Source organism: Bacillus sp. FSL W8-0116 (assembly GCF_038003825.1).
Classification (GTDB): Bacteria; Bacillota; Bacilli; order Bacillales; family DSM-4216; genus Bacillus_O; species Bacillus_O smithii.
Window position 1 is genome coordinate 1,309,957 of record NZ_JBBOPY010000001.1, and the last position, 14,793, is coordinate 1,324,749.

Annotated in this window: 13 protein-coding genes and 1 pseudogene; 6 read left to right on the forward strand and 8 right to left on the reverse strand. The window is 39.4% G+C overall.

The features are described 5' to 3' along the window. Nucleotides 1–13: 13 nt before the first annotated feature. Both N1I86_RS06190 and N1I86_RS06195 read right to left on the reverse strand, forming a co-directional pair. Nucleotides 14–148 (reverse strand): annotated as a pseudogene (locus N1I86_RS06190) (DUF2935 domain-containing protein); the annotation flags it as partial. A gap of 393 nt (nt 149–541) precedes the next feature. Then, nucleotides 542–1,105 (reverse strand): hypothetical protein, encoded by a 564-nt coding sequence (locus N1I86_RS06195; RefSeq protein ID WP_341095478.1) that lies wholly within the window; start codon nt 1,103–1,105, stop codon nt 542–544. 419 nt (nt 1,106–1,524) lie between these two features. On the opposite strand from N1I86_RS06195, the gene N1I86_RS06200 reads away from it, so the two are divergent. Next, nucleotides 1,525–2,775, forward strand: a complete 1,251-nt coding sequence (locus N1I86_RS06200) for an IS4 family transposase (protein WP_094244900.1) — start codon at nt 1,525–1,527, stop codon at nt 2,773–2,775. Nucleotides 2,776–3,617: 842 nt separating this feature from the next. Here the strand turns inward: N1I86_RS06200 and N1I86_RS06205 are convergent. Continuing rightward, nucleotides 3,618–3,941, reverse strand: a complete 324-nt coding sequence (locus tag N1I86_RS06205; protein WP_003352670.1) for a hypothetical protein — start codon at nt 3,939–3,941, stop codon at nt 3,618–3,620. A 223-nt stretch (nt 3,942–4,164) separates the two neighbouring features. Between N1I86_RS06205 and N1I86_RS06210 the strand changes: the two genes are divergently transcribed. After that, nucleotides 4,165–5,457: an aminotransferase class I/II-fold pyridoxal phosphate-dependent enzyme gene (locus N1I86_RS06210; protein ID WP_341095480.1), complete on the forward strand. Its 1,293-nt coding sequence runs from the start codon at nt 4,165–4,167 to the stop codon at nt 5,455–5,457. A 494-nt stretch (nt 5,458–5,951) separates the two neighbouring features. On the opposite strand, the gene N1I86_RS06215 is transcribed toward N1I86_RS06210, so the two are convergent. Genes N1I86_RS06215 through N1I86_RS06225 form a run of 3 tightly spaced genes read right to left on the reverse strand, consistent with a single transcriptional unit; the run spans nt 5,952 to nt 8,056 of the window. Beyond that, nucleotides 5,952–6,737 carry a CPBP family intramembrane glutamic endopeptidase gene (locus N1I86_RS06215; protein ID WP_341095481.1) on the reverse strand — a complete coding sequence of 262 codons (786 nt, stop codon included), beginning with the start codon at nt 6,735–6,737 and terminating at the stop codon, nt 5,952–5,954. Nucleotides 6,738–6,781: 44 nt separating this feature from the next. Next, complete coding sequence (locus N1I86_RS06220; RefSeq protein ID WP_003352674.1) at nt 6,782–7,486, reverse strand: YhfC family intramembrane metalloprotease; 705 nt, start codon at nt 7,484–7,486, stop codon at nt 6,782–6,784. A gap of 3 nt (nt 7,487–7,489) precedes the next feature. Further along, on the reverse strand, nt 7,490–8,056 hold the full coding sequence (locus tag N1I86_RS06225; RefSeq protein ID WP_040340828.1) for a helix-turn-helix domain-containing protein: 567 nt from the start codon (nt 8,054–8,056) through the stop codon (nt 7,490–7,492). Between the two features lie 478 nt (nt 8,057–8,534). Here N1I86_RS06225 and N1I86_RS06230 point away from each other — a divergent pair, with 478 nt between their 5' ends. Beyond that, nucleotides 8,535–9,866: an IS4 family transposase gene (locus N1I86_RS06230; RefSeq protein ID WP_341094487.1), complete on the forward strand. Its 1,332-nt coding sequence runs from the start codon at nt 8,535–8,537 to the stop codon at nt 9,864–9,866. 162 nt (nt 9,867–10,028) lie between these two features. Here the strand turns inward: N1I86_RS06230 and N1I86_RS06235 are convergent, their stop codons facing one another. Continuing rightward, a complete protein-coding gene (locus N1I86_RS06235; RefSeq protein WP_040340866.1) occupies nt 10,029–10,721 on the reverse strand; it encodes an LrgB family protein in 693 nt (230 codons plus the stop codon). Next, nucleotides 10,721–11,101, reverse strand: coding sequence for a CidA/LrgA family holin-like protein (locus tag N1I86_RS06240; RefSeq protein WP_341095483.1), 381 nt, complete (start codon nt 11,099–11,101; stop codon nt 10,721–10,723). The genes N1I86_RS06235 and N1I86_RS06240 overlap by 1 nt, the downstream gene beginning before the upstream one ends. Nucleotides 11,102–11,276: 175 nt before the next feature. Between N1I86_RS06240 and N1I86_RS06245 the strand changes: the two genes are divergently transcribed. The 3 genes from N1I86_RS06245 to N1I86_RS06255 all read left to right on the forward strand — a co-directional run bounded on the left by N1I86_RS06245 (nt 11,277) and on the right by N1I86_RS06255 (nt 14,639). After that, a complete protein-coding gene (locus tag N1I86_RS06245) occupies nt 11,277–11,714 on the forward strand; it encodes a MarR family winged helix-turn-helix transcriptional regulator (RefSeq protein WP_341095485.1) in 438 nt (145 codons plus the stop codon). A 1,249-nt stretch (nt 11,715–12,963) separates the two neighbouring features. After that, complete coding sequence (locus N1I86_RS06250; protein WP_003353577.1) at nt 12,964–13,158, forward strand: DUF3311 domain-containing protein; 195 nt, start codon at nt 12,964–12,966, stop codon at nt 13,156–13,158. A 2-nt stretch (nt 13,159–13,160) separates the two neighbouring features. Beyond that, nucleotides 13,161–14,639 (forward strand): sodium:solute symporter family protein, encoded by a 1,479-nt coding sequence (locus N1I86_RS06255; protein WP_003353578.1) that lies wholly within the window; start codon nt 13,161–13,163, stop codon nt 14,637–14,639. The last annotated feature ends 154 nt before the right edge of the window (nt 14,640–14,793 follow it).

The window sequence follows — 14,793 nt, forward strand, 5'->3', positions numbered from 1 at the left end:
AGAAATCGATGCTAATAAAATAATGGGCCCGTTCGATTTCCTTTTTTTCTTGCGGAGCGAGTGAATCGTGTATAAATCGAGCATGATCTCCCAATATTTGAAGCCAAAAACCATGTTCAAATTTCGCCGCTTTTTCAAAATCCGCCATCAAGCGCACTCCCCTTTTATAGCCTGCTCTTATCATCATATCTCTGTAAATTAAAAATTATGACAAATAAAAAAAAGCTATGAAAACATAAACAGTGATTTAGTCTGTATTTTGAAAATAGATTTTCAGGGGATCCAAATATAGTACAAGCTCAAAGTACTTACTTATTAACATCTAATGAACTGGGTATCTTTGAGATGAGATCACTCTTTAAGAATGCCTTTAATACTCCCTATTATACAGAAGAACAAGGTAAAGAAGTTGCAAAGGCTTTTAAAGATATTCTAATTCAAAAAACCAACGAAGAGTAATCCTTAATGGTATGAAAATATAAAATCAATTAAAAGGTTAATCGATTCTTAAGATTAACCTTTTCATTTTAGCTCAGAAAATCTAGTCTCGTTTATATTGAACAGAAATTTTTCTATAGTTATCATAATTATTCTCATCCATATAATCAAAAGCATAATGTATTATTAATCTATCATCTGAAATCCATATTAATTTATAGGCTCCATTGGAGAATGGCTTATATCCATCGTCAGTATGAATGTCTGCTAAATAAGTCAGAAATAACCCTGAATCCGATAATTGGTAGAGTTGACCAATGCCTTTTTCAATGACTACAAATTTATGCTCATTATCAGGAGAAGAAAAAGTCGTATATTCTACACCTGTTAATAACTCCGGCAATCTATTTATTAAAATAAAAAATGCCCCTATTCCAATAACAATTCCTCTAGTTACTTTATCTTTTAATAAATAAACTAATGAAATGACCATTGCAATTATTAGTAAAGTAGATAAAGTTTTATGACTGATTCCGTTAGGTGGAGTGGCTATTTGCACGTAAACTCCCTTTGCATTTAATAAAGCCATGACAAGCAGTAATAAAATACTGGTAATAAGTATGCCTTTAGCAATGCTATTTGAATTTTTTACTTTATCTGTTTTCATTTCATTTTAAAAGTCTCCTTCTATTTGTATTTCTCTATACTGTTTCATCTATATAAACACTATAGGCGAGAGCTTAAAATATTTTGTCTAAATAAAAAGGAAGACCTTTTCTTGTAGAATTAAGTTACCACACCAATCAAAGAAAGAAGGTCTTCCATTGAATAATTTTACAACAGATATCGTTGAAGCTCTAGTAAAAAAGAAGATATTACTGAAGTCTTTCGTCAACATCTTGAAGCTTAATGAGAAATGTGAAAAGAAAACTCTTAAATTATCATTTTACAGTAGCATTGCATTAAGTTAATTTTAATTTGTCAAGCCCAATTTTATGTTAAATTTCATCTTTTTGGATATAAAAAAACTCCTTATAATTAGGATTGGCAGTCCTATCCAAATCCTAAGAATAAGGAGAAACCATTATGGATAAGAATACCACAGAATCCACAATAAATGAACTATTTAAAGAGATCGATCCAATAACTTTTTCAAAACTAATTAATGTGATTGACGTTGACAAATACATTAAAAAATTAACGGTGTATAAGTTTTTACAACTTTGTATCATCGCTCAGTTAAATGAATTGGAAAGCTTAACAAAATTGGCCAAACATTTGAAAGACAAGGAAGAGTTGCAGACATATCTGGAATTTGATGCAATTAGTACTTCGCAACTTTCTCGCAAATTAGGCCAATTATCCCCTCAACTGTTTGAAAAAGTATTTAAATATCTGGTCTTAAAGATCCAAGGGCAAATGAAAAATGCCCCGATCATCCGAAACATTGGTCGTCTTCTGGTCATTGATTCTACCACGATGAGCATGAGTTTGAGCCAATATCCATGGGCAACTTTTCGTAAGACAAAGGCTGGTGTTCGACTCCATTTAAAGGTTGTTGTAACGAAGGATATCACTGTTCCGGATCAAGGGATTATCTTACCCGCGAAACATGCCGATCGCACACAGATGGACGAACTCATTGAAATCGATCCAAATGCGATTTACTTGTTTGATCGAGGGTATGTCGATTACAAACAGTTCGACCGCTTATGCCGAGAAGGGGTGCGATTCATTACCCGGCTTAAAAAGAACGCAGAGATTGAAGTTTTATCGGAACGGATTCCCAATCCAGAACGTTTGATTTATAGGGATCAGATTGTCATTTTAGGAAATGACCGTAATCATACCAAAATGACTCATCCTCTCCGATTGATCGAAACGGTCGACAGCGAAGGGAATCCCGTGATCATCATAACCAATTGCTTTGATCTTTCTGCGGAAGAGATTGCAGATTTATACCGATATCGCTGGAAGATAGAGACCTTCTTTAAATGGATGAAACAGCACCTTAAGATAAAAAGATTTTATGGAAAAAGTCAAAATGCCGTTTACAATCAAATTTGGATCGCCCTAATCACCTATTGCTTACAGGCCATGCTCCAATTAAAAGTGAATCACGATGGTCCTTTATTAGAGATCAAGCGAACTTTACAGAATCTGCTTTTTAAAGGTTTTGACTGTTTTGTTCGCTCCCTTTTTAAAAAGCCAATTCGAACGTCCAACGGTCGGAAAAAATACCATTGGGAAAAAGATTTTGAAACCATCGTGTACCAATTTGAAGAAGGGGAGGTGGAACACCTAGACGATTTAGTTTATGATCCAATGTTTCTGTAATATATTACCAAATTGTGGAAATGGACTGCCGATTAAGACGTCATTGTCCTTTTAAGCTTGCTTAGAAAGATTGTATGTCTGAATATTCAGTTACATGAAATAACTGGAATTTTTGTTGAGCTTGACAAACATTAAATTTTTTTATGCAACGCTACTGATTTTTCTCCTAAGTATGAACATTTGAGAAACGCTTTCCACCCATTTTCGACTATGTTTCATCACAGGGTGATAGAACCGCGGAGAAAGATCGTATTTCCTTTCTCTTTGATGATGGTGAGAGTAACCTGAATTTCATCATGAAAATGATTTAGGTGCCGCTCTTCCTAACATTTAGATAAAATATGAAAATTCTGATTTTTTACGGATGTTTTTGGCAATCAAAAAATGCATCAAATGGCAAATAATTATATTCATCTCTCTGTATAAATTTTCATAAGCAAAGTCGCTTGACATGGAGCCTCTGCGGGTATAATTCATCGCAAAGTGGCGGTCCGTATGGCTTTTATAGGCAGATTAGCCTATCAGACCCGTCACTCCATGTAAAGCGGTGAATATGCACTATTTTATGCAAACTCTTAATTACCAAACACTACATCTCTTAATTGCCATCAACATTCCGGAACTAATCGAGAGTTTTTCGTCTGCCTCTTTTATTCTTCCATTACTGTTCCATTCATTCATGCGCAATAGTATAAAACTTCCATTCAATCCCTAGCGCTTTTAAGATTTATCTTTTCTTTCAGCCCTGTATTTCAGAATTTGCTGTCCATTAATGTGCGAAAAAAAGACGGGAATCCTTTTAGCAAGTGATTTCCCGCCTTTTTTCATTATAAATAGCTGAACTATTTAGCTAAATTTCCATCGGCAATTGGTTTTTTTCTCGTTCTTATACGATTCGTTATCCTATTTTCTTTTGGTTCCACCCGCCGAATAAAGAAGGACAAGACAAAAGCAATGACGGTCAAGCCGGTAGCTACCATGAAGGCATCTTGAATCCCCATCGCACTTCCTTGGTGAATCGCCATCGCCATATGCACTTTATCGGCAGGAGAAATATGTTGAGAAGCGACAATATTTTGTATATGCGCTTTTCCTTCATTCGTCATAATCGTGACAAAGAAGGCCATTCCAATAGCGCCTGCGATCATTCGCAGCGTGTTTACCATCGCCGTATAATATATTCAGAATATTTAAAACACATTGAATAAAATCTTTTTGGCTATAAAGAGTTTTGTACTTACAGTGATCGACCTAATAAACGATTTCGCTGACAAAGTTTTAACAAGATCGCCATTTTATTTTTTGAAAAACAACAAGTAAAATAAATAGTAGTGAATTTGGTTGGTCGATATGTTAATATTGAGAAAAGTAAGAAAGGGATGAGTTGAATTGGATCAGGCTGCGAACGTGTTAAACAACGCTCTTATTGCCGAAAATCAACATGTATACGATATGTTGTCTGACTTGGGCAAATCTTTATATTATCCTAAAGGAATCCTTAGCCAGTCTGCTGAAGCCAAAAAAAAGGCTTATCGATATAATGCAACCATTGGCATCGCAACGGAAGGCAATAGACCGATGTATCTTCCGGTAATTCAAGATACTCTTTCCGCATATGAACCTGAAGATTTATATACATACGCTCCACCGGCAGGCAAGCCTGAGCTTCGATCTGCGTGGAAAGACAAAATGATCAGCGAAAACCCTTCTTTACAAGGGAAATCAATAGGGGAACCCATCGTTACAAATGCTCTCACCCATGGATTAAGTATTGTAGCGGATTTATTTGTCGATCAAAATGATCCCCTCATTGTACCGGATAAATACTGGGGCAATTACAAATTCGTATTTGGCATCAGAAGAGGAGCCAGAATACAAACTTACCCGTTATTTAATGAAAACCAACGCTTTCATGCAGAAGCCTTGCGAGAAGCCATTCTGAAAGAAAAAGATCACGGCAAAGCGGTTATTTTGTTGAATTTCCCTAATAATCCAACCGGGTATACTCCTACCGAGCAAGAAGCAGAAAGCATTGTGTCAGTGATCGAGGAATGCGCTAATCTAGGAATGAATCTTGTCGTCATGACGGACGATGCGTATTTTCAATTGTTCTATGAAGACTCGATTAAAGAATCTCTCTTCGCTAAACTGGCCGGCTTACATGATCGTGTTTTGGCAATCAAAATTGACGGAGCGACTAAAGAAGAATTCGTATGGGGATTTCGAGTAGGTTTTATCACCTATGCAAGCTCCAGTCCAAAGGTGTTGGAAGTTCTGGAAGAAAAGACAAAAGGAATCATTCGCGGGACGATCTCCAGTGCATCGCATCCTTCGCAAACCTTTATTTTAAAAGCAATCCAATCCCCTCAATTTGTTGAGCAAAAAAATGCCAAGTTTCAAATTATGAAAAAACGGGCCAATAAAGTAAAAGAAATTTTATTGAATAACGAGAAATACAATGAAGTTTGGTCTTTCTATCCTTTTAATTCCGGTTATTTTATGTGCCTGAAACTCAAAAACGTTGATGCCGAAAAACTTCGCATCCACTTGTTGGAAAACTATGGGGTCGGTACGGTTTCGATCAATTCAACCGATTTAAGAATCGCTTTCTCCTGCGTAGAAGAAGATCAGCTGGAAGATTTGTTTGAACTGATCTATCAAGCAGCGAAAGATCTGAGTTAATACAGATGGAATCCAATAACAGCAAATAAGAGATTGCTTTGGATTCTGTACCGGGTTGTCATGTATTCTTTTGAAATTTTAATTCTTGTAGGTCTGATTCTAAAAAAGCTATTGGCGTGTAGCCTATAGCTTTTTTATTCTAAATACCTGTATCGTTGGATTTACAAGGTTCAATGAATACAAAAATCAAATTTGTCCATTTGATTGTTGACATTATTAAAAATGGGGAAATTTGGTGCGAGAAAAAGAACAGATCCACGAGCCTCTTCTCTTTTTTAAGTCATTTCATTCATTTTTGGGGTTCCGGCGGAAAATGAAAGACAGAGTGAGGATTCGACTAGCTATATCTATGAGACACAAAAAAACGGAGATTCAATTTACTCCGATCATGGAACTCATTTTTTCTAAAAGTCTTTATTTTTAGCAGTATGCTTCAATGGTGGAAAAACAAAAACGATTGGGATGGAATTGAAGTATTTTGGTTGAGGAACCCGTTAAACCATTGCTTTTAACCATACCATCATAGTGATTACAATATGAACCGTTGCGTGAGCCATCATGGCCGCTTCCAAACTCCTCTTCCAGAAAAGCCAGCCAAACACGATTCCGGCTATCCCGTTTAATAACATCATACGACAGAAAATAAACCATGTCAGTGGTGCAAGAACTGTATTTGCCCCTAAATGTGCTACTCCAAACAAAAGGGAACTTATCAAAATGGAAAGCCACATGATCCACGGTTTCGGCCGATTTTTTCCGTGTTGAAAGAAACGCCAACCCATCCATGCAACGAAAGACATGAGTCCCCATCGCATCATTATTTCTTCGCTAATTCCTCCATAAAAAATACCTCCCAAAGTCACGACCAAGCTGCGGGACTGTGTATTTAGATGAAAACTGCTTGGAAGCCACTGTTGAAAGATCAAATCAAATAAGTAGTAGATGACGGTAACCATCATTCCTAACATGATAGCTTGATTTATGTCTGATCGAAGGGAGGGCCATAATTTCGTTTTTCTCGCCATGTTTTCAACGATATGCGATTTTAAACCTAGCCGAGGCGTGAGGAAAATGCCAATGACAATCGCAACGATTAAAAGAATAATCGGATTGATCAAAGATAATCCGGCTAAAACAGCTAAAGGGAGATCAGGTTTATTGGGAATATCTTTTAATACTTGAGAAAGGGTAATTTCAATGGTCGGAATAATCATGAACACCCCTAAAAGACTAAATGTAAATAAAACCCAAAACTGCTTCCAGAATAGTTTAGCAGACATACGTTTTTCTCCTTTTCCCTTTATAGATAACATACTCTTTACTACTACCATGCAATAAGTCCCGTTACTAATAATGCTGTCCCTACAATGGCTACGAATAATTGTGCAGCCAACATATTTTTACGAGATAGCCAAACAACTACTAAATTAAATAAGCTATGGACAATAACAAAAATGAACGTTAGCAAAGGGATTTTCGCTATAAGTAGTGTGACTCCAATATGAAAGGCACTGGCAAAGATCCGTTCCACCACACCCCACAATGGACTTAAACGAAGTTGTCCTTTTGATTCTAATAATTCTTTTACTTGAATCGATTTTTCATCTTGTCGTTGTATGATATGGATTAGAACGAATCCGTTGATGATCGTAAATAATACTTCTATCGCAGCCCACCCTTGACCAACTGAAATCGCCCAGGAGAAAGAGGTTCCAGTAAGCAACAAGAGAATCAAACGAACTCCTTCCTCCAAAGGCCCGGAAGATAAACCAACAAAAAGTGTGGCTTTTTCTTTAGACAATCCCTTAAACAATACAGTAACTGGACCGCGTAGAAAAAGGGCAATCACCCAGCCAAGAGCTCCCAAACTAAATGCTTTCCATTGAATAGGGCTAAAACCATGGTAAAAAAACAACCCAAATGATATAGGAACAGCTAAATAAAAAGGGATTGCAAGGATAAATCTACGAGCCATTTTTTGATTGGATGGATCAGATAATGTATTTTCGTTTTTCAAAGGTGTCGGCATTGATTATTCCCCCTCTCCTTTATGGTTTGAAGGTTTTTGTTCTGGCTGAGGTATGAAGATCGTTGAAAGTGTGCGAAGGCGCCTGCCAGGAGCCGGTTGATTTTTAAGAGCCGGCTCAACAACAGAACGAATTGCTTGTAACAATCGGGAAAACTCCTCATCGCTTAAATACAATGAAGCCTTTCGATAGCTGACTCCATCCGCCTCCAGATCAAAGTGTTCTTGCTGCAAATATCTGTGAAAGTCAGATTGAATGGAAGCTAAAAAAGCCAAAAAATTCCGCATGTGATCTTCTCGGCTGAAGTTTGCCAAATCATCTTTTGTCAAATTGGCTCCTTGTTCTGCCAACGTGTAAATTTTCTCTGTCGTTCCACGGACTTGTCGTTGATCAATAATTTGAATAATACCGCCTTCATGCAACTTATGAAGGTGTCGATATAATGTAGCCTGCGGAACATCCGGCAACAACTCGATTAATTGTTGAGCAGTTAGGTGCCGTCCCCCAGTGAAAGTTTGAACAATACGCAATCGGATCGGATGAAGTAGTAAATCTGCCTTTGACTGTTTAATCGTCGTTCACCTCTTTTTATTATTATCATTATTGATAATAATAAAAATAAAGAAAACAACAATTGTCAATCCACAATTATCCCTTTTTTCATCTAATGAGAAAAAAATAAGAGCCGTTAGCCAACGTCCAACAACTAACGACTCCGTTTCATAAAATGTAGAACTCAGATTTCTGATTATATGGCACATTTTTCATGGGAATTTTGTTTTCCATGAAAAAACAGGACCTAACATCCATAATCTGTAAGATGATCCTGCTCGAGATCCTCTTTTCCCTTTCATTGCCCCTTTTCACATACAACAAATTGAAAAACACAATCCATCGCATTTAATTCCCAATAATTTACCACTTTAATCCTTTAAAACAGCATGGGGGTCTGTCCCCATAGCCATCAAGTTAAGAATTTGATCTTTTTTCAGCGCCAAAAACATGGTATCCTTTCTAACGAAAATCATCGTTGGAAAGGATTATTTTTTGATGGAAAAAAAGATGAAGGCATGGATAAAAACGATTCGTCAACTCTTCTCCTATGAAGAACTGACTCGTCTGGCACGGAAAGTCGGATTCATTCAGCGGCAGCGTTCATTAACAGCGGAAGCCTTTCTGACGCTATGTGCTTGGGGAGACGGATCGCTCGCCTGTCAGTCGCTTCAGCGGTTGTGTGCCGATTTGGCGCTCTGGCATGATTGCTCTCTCTCGAATGAAGGACTGAATCAGCGGTTTACGCCTCGTGCCGTGGCGTTTTTAAAAGAGGTCTTTTTTACTCTCCTGATGCATCAACGTCCGGCACTCTCTTCCATCACCGAAACGTATCGCGCTTGTTTCACCCGTCTGCGGATCTTAGACTCTACCAGTTTTTTACTTCCGACCGACTATGGTGAGGACTATCAAGGTTCGGTTTCATCTGGCGCCAAAATCCAATTTGAGTATGAGCTGTTATCGGGAACCTGTCTTCAGCTGTGCGTCCAACAGGCCAATGATTCCGATGCCCGTTTTGCTTATCATACCCAGCACACGATTTTACCGAATGACCTTTGCATTCGGGATCTGGGGTTTTTTTCACTCGCCACGCTGGCGGAGATTGATGCTCGAGGTGCTTATTATATTACCCGGTTGCGTTCCGATATCAAAGTCTATATCAAGCAGGACGGGGAGTGGCACGAATGGGATTGGGAATCGATAGGAAATCGATTGGGCGAGGGGGAAGCCGTGGAAGTGGAACACGTGTATATCGGACACCAACGCCTGTATGTTCCGCGTCTGATTTTTCGCCGTCTCACGGCGGAAGAATGGGAAAAACGGCTGGCGTACGTGCGGAAAAAGGAAAAAAAGAAAGGGAAGGCGCTGTCACGCCAAACCCTTGAACAAAAGAAATATCACATCTTACTGACCAATTTACCACAAGAATCGTTTGATGCGCAACAAGTTTATGAGCTGTATTCGCTGCGCTGGCAAGTGGAGCTGTTATTTAAGGGCTGGAAATCCTTATTTGATCTTGACCGTGTCAAAAAGATGAAGAAGGAACGATTCGAATGCCACTTATATGGGACATTGATTGCCATTTTAGTCACGCAGACTCTTCTGTTCCAAGCCCGAAGGTATTGGCATCAACGGGAGGGAATCGAGATCAGTGAATGGAAAGCGCTTAATATCCTCCAATCGTATTGGCATCGGTTTCTTTTGCATCCCCAAGCGATGGAAACCGCCCTTCCATCTCTCCTGTCTCTGTTAAGGAAACACGCGAGGAAAGACCGAAGGAAAGGAGAGGAAACGGTATCGGATCTTTTAAAGAAATTGGGGATATGGTAGTGTGGGTCATGGATATAATTGCCAAATAACCCTCTTCTTGAGGGTTATTTGGCATGCCCAGCATTTGGTTTTCTCTTCATCCTTTGATTGATTTTTCGAACATGCGTATCATCCTAAAAAATTTTATACCGCTAACTTGACGGGTATGGGGTCTGTCCCCCTTTAAATATGAAAGAACATGGTGATATACGGAGCGATAATGGAGCCTATTAAAGCACTTAAGGTCATGGCGACGGAGCCTGTGGAAACGGCTAGTTCACCATATTCCGATGCTTTGGAAATGCCAAATACATGGGACGCGCTTCCGAGTGCAATTCCTTTTCCAAGTACACTTTTCACCCGCATCCATTTTAAGATTGCAGGACCTGCTATGGCACCAGTAAGACCGGCCACCATTACACATACAATCGTCATCGAGGAAATTCCGCCGATATTCGATGTAATTTGAATGGCCACCGGCGTCGTGATGGATTTTGGAAGGATTGATAACATAAGAGTACGATCAAAATGAAAAAATTCGGCAAAGAAAAGGCCGCTCAACATTCCGGTCATCGACCCGACACTAACTCCTACAAGAATAGGAACAACATATTTTTTCAAAACAAAACGCTGCTTATACAAAGGATAGGCCAATGCCACGACGCTCGGTCCAAGCAAAAAATTAATCCACTTACCGCCTTCCATATACGTTTTATACGGTATATGCCAACTCACCAGCAAGGCAACGATCACAACGGTCGTGGTCAAAACAGGCAATAACAGCGGCCAAGAAAAGCGGGAATATATCCGGCTCATCACGACATAAATTCCAATCGTCATAAGGATCATGAAAATAGAGACAAGAACTTGTTGCATCATGCTTGTTGCTCATCCTTTCTTTTACGTTTCCCTTTTTCTAATAATTGACTGGCATGGCCCGCCACAGTGGCGGTGATAACGGTGCTGATAACAATAATGATAAACAATAATATTCCTTGTTTGGAAAGCAAAGTAGGGTAATTCATAATACCAACCATGGACGGAACGAAAAGAAGAGGCAGAAATGCTATTAAGAAGCCAGCCCCTTGTTCAATCCAATCCAGCTTAAATAGTTTTAAAGATAAACAAAGCAGCAATAATAAAAGTCCCAGCACATTTCCGGGAATCAATAAATGCAAAGCACGGTGAATCATTTCACCAATAAACGAAAACCCGTATAGAATAAAAATTTGAATAATAATTTGAATCCACTTCATCCGCAAAAATCCTTCTCCCACTCTCTTTAATTTGAGTTGTAATCATGTATGATAGGAATAGAAAATACTCAAATACTTGTATAATACAACTACATACATAATATGTATTATAAAATAATATTTTTCATTGTCAATGAATTTAGAAGTTGAAAGCGGCGCCAATTTAAGGAGGAATATGAGATTGTCAAAAAAAGAACGTGCCATTGAACAAATCGAATACGAAATGACGACCTTTATACGTATGGCCACTTATGTGGAACAGACAGATAAAAAAGTAGGCATCTTTGAACGGGCCACTTATTTACTGCTAAGAGAACTCGATAAATTAGGATCCGCACGGCTGAAGACACTGGCCGATGTGCTGAAACTTGATATTTCAACCGTCAGCAGACAAGCGGCCTCACTTGAATCCAAAGGACTAATCGAACGTTTAGCAGATCCGAGCGATGGACGAGCCACTCTTTTTCACCTTACCGAAACGGGAAAAGAGAAACTTGCTATGGACAAAAAAATACGATTATCCAGATACAATCAATGGTTGGAAGAATGGACGGAAGAAGAATGCGAAATATTCAAAGATTTATTAAATCGATTAAACAACTCCTTTATTTAATAAAAAGAGAGCCAATCGAGTAGGAGGGAGCGATGAACTCCCGTCCTCTCACACCACCGTACGTACGGTTCCGTATACGGCGGTTCAATTAAGATCATTGACGCAAGTCTTTATAACTTCCGTGAATAGCTGTTCTCTTTATGCCAGTGGTCACTCCACCCTCCAAGAGGTCTCCCACGGGATTCACCGCTTCCTCCCTCAAGTGAGGTACTACGTTTTCTGTGTTCATCATGACTCACTGAATACCAAGGGCTATTCTCTCTTCATTGTTCGGTCCTTCTTAGTTGTTCTAGACCAACTAATACTATGACCTCTGCTGACTTCTGACGGTTCAGCTACTTATCACTAAGTAGGTTATGAAGAGTACTTCACCTATCCGCCAGACCTCCCCGGGTAAGTACATGCACTTTCACACCATCTATCCGCCTCATTTACTCGATATGACCTTCGACAGAAAGAGCTTTGTTTTGTTATGCAAACTCACTCCATCATACCTAGCCTTATATGAGGTTCGTGTTCCTCGGACCGGTGTTTTGCCTCCAGCTTCCTTCAGATTCCGCGTCACCACGGACACCCTTGCTCTTGGCTAACCTCTACTTCTGTCTTCGGGGTTCGGGACTTACACCCTATAGTTCATGTACATGCCGGGCGCACATATGAAACACCGTTCAAAAATGTGAACGGTGTTTATGATTTTAAAAGAGGGAAATGGTAAAATTCTGCCTTTATCCATTGTTTACGATGGACCATTTTGAATACACAAACATTTCCTACCTATGTAAGGTCCTTTCCACTATATCCCCTTATGCTGGTTCAACAATCTTTTGTCGAAATGAAATCTCTATTTCTCCATTCTTTTTTTATAAAAAAATCAATATGCTTTTTAAAAAGCACTCTTGCTGCTGCACTTTTATTAGAAGCTGGTTTTAGCCATTTCTTGCATCAGCAGATCGATATTTAGAGCATATAGAAAATGTCCTCTGTAGTTGTTTTAGCTAAATAACAAAAAGAATCTTGTTGTTGTCTGATATTCTCCTAAATACCGGAATACCGCTGATGAAAAAGGCGCTTTGGAAGAAAACAAACAGACTTTGTCATTTTTTATCCGATTAAATAATTTTAATATTCTGATAATTATGTTATATTATATAACATACTCGAATTTGAATCAGGAATAGAAATATCCGCCAGCTCCGTGAGGAAAGCGTTCTAAAGGTTTTCTATCATTCCAATAGAGGAGGAAATAAAAATGAAAGGAATCCGCTGGCTAATGTTGCTCCCTTTTCTTGGCATTCTCGGCGGTATCCCGTTTGCCAACAGAGTGACTCCCTATATACTTGGCCTGCCGTTTATTCTTTTTTGGATTGTTGCCTGGGTGATCATCACTTCCATTATCATGGCGATTGTTTATCGTTTTGATCCGAAAGTGAAGGAGGAAGACTAAACATGAAGACATCGTTGGTGTTGATTTTTGCTTTTCTGCTGTTTTCCCTTTTCTTAGGGGTGCAAGCGCGCAAAGGGAAAGATATGAATTTGGAACAGTGGACAGTCGGCGGCCGCGGGTTTGGCACCATTTTTGTCTTTCTTCTCATGGCGGGCGAAATTTATACGACATTTACCTTTTTAGGAGGCAGCGGCTGGGCATACAGCAAAGGCGGGCCAGCGTTTTACATTATCGCGTACGGCTGCTTGGCATATGTTCTGTCGTATTGGATGCTCCCAAAAGTATGGAAATATGCGAAAGAACATCAGCTTATGTCCCAATCTGATTTTTTCGCCAGCAAATACAACAGCCAAGCGTTAGGAGTGCTGGTTTCTCTGGTTGGGGTGCTGGCACTTATTCCGTATTTGGTACTGCAGCTAAAAGGATTGGGCATCATCGTTTCTGAAGCTTCATATGGTACGATTTCAGAAACGGCGGCTATTTGGATCGGCGTTGTTGCCGTTACAGTATATGTAATTATTTCAGGAATCCACGGTTCGGCTTGGACAGCGCTAGTGAAAGACATCATGATTCTTATTGTCATCGCCTTTTTAGGTCTTTATCTGCCGTTTCATTACTATGGCGGAATTCGGCCGATGTTTGAAGCGATCGAAAAAACCAATCCAGGTTTTCTCTCCTTGCCGAATAAGGGGATGAGCGTATCATGGTTCATTTCGACCGTACTGTTGACGGTTCTTGGTTTTTATATGTGGCCTCATACGTTCAGTTCGATTTATTCAGCTAAGAGCGCCAATGTTTTCCGGAAAAATGCCATTATTTTGCCCATTTATCAGTTATTGCTTCTATTCGTCTTTTTCGTCGGCTTTGCGGCGATTTTAAAAATACCGCACTTAGAAGGATCGGATACCGACTTGGCGCTGTTGCGTTTGTCCATTCAGACATTTGATCCTTGGGTCGTCGGGCTGATCGGCGCCGTCGGGCTGTTGACGGCCATGGTTCCAGGTTCGATGATATTAATGACGGCTTCCACGCTGCTATCGAAAAATGTCTATAAAGTATTTTCTCCTTCCGCCACTGACCAACAAGTTGCAAAACTGGCGAAATATCTTGTTCCTGTCATTGCCTTGATTTCGTTATACTTTACGTTCCGTGGAGGAAATACGATCGTTGCTTTGCTTCTCATGGGATATAGTCTGGTGACGCAGCTGTTCCCATCATTTGTACTCAGCTTGATGAAAAACAATTTTGTAACGAAACAAGGAGCGTTTGTTGGTATTATAGCCGGGGTTGCAACGGCGGCTTATATGACATTATCAGGCAGCGGCATTGGTACTTTGTTCCCGTCCTTGCCCCAGACAATGCAAGATTTAAACGTCGGAATGATTGCGTTGATCGTAAATGCTGCGGCGACAGTGGTTGTAAGCTGGATTTCAGGCAGCCCTCGGTCAGTAACAGTTGACTCAAAAGAAAATACCATGTAGGGGAACCGATTTTTTCCCGATCGCTAGTCTATTTTATTGAAAAAGCAGCGATGAGACAGCAAAAACATTTCATTGGCATTAGAAAGTATGGAGGGAACGTGAACTTTGACCAGACATAAAATTCACCTTCGGATTCCAACAATGCATTCTTGCC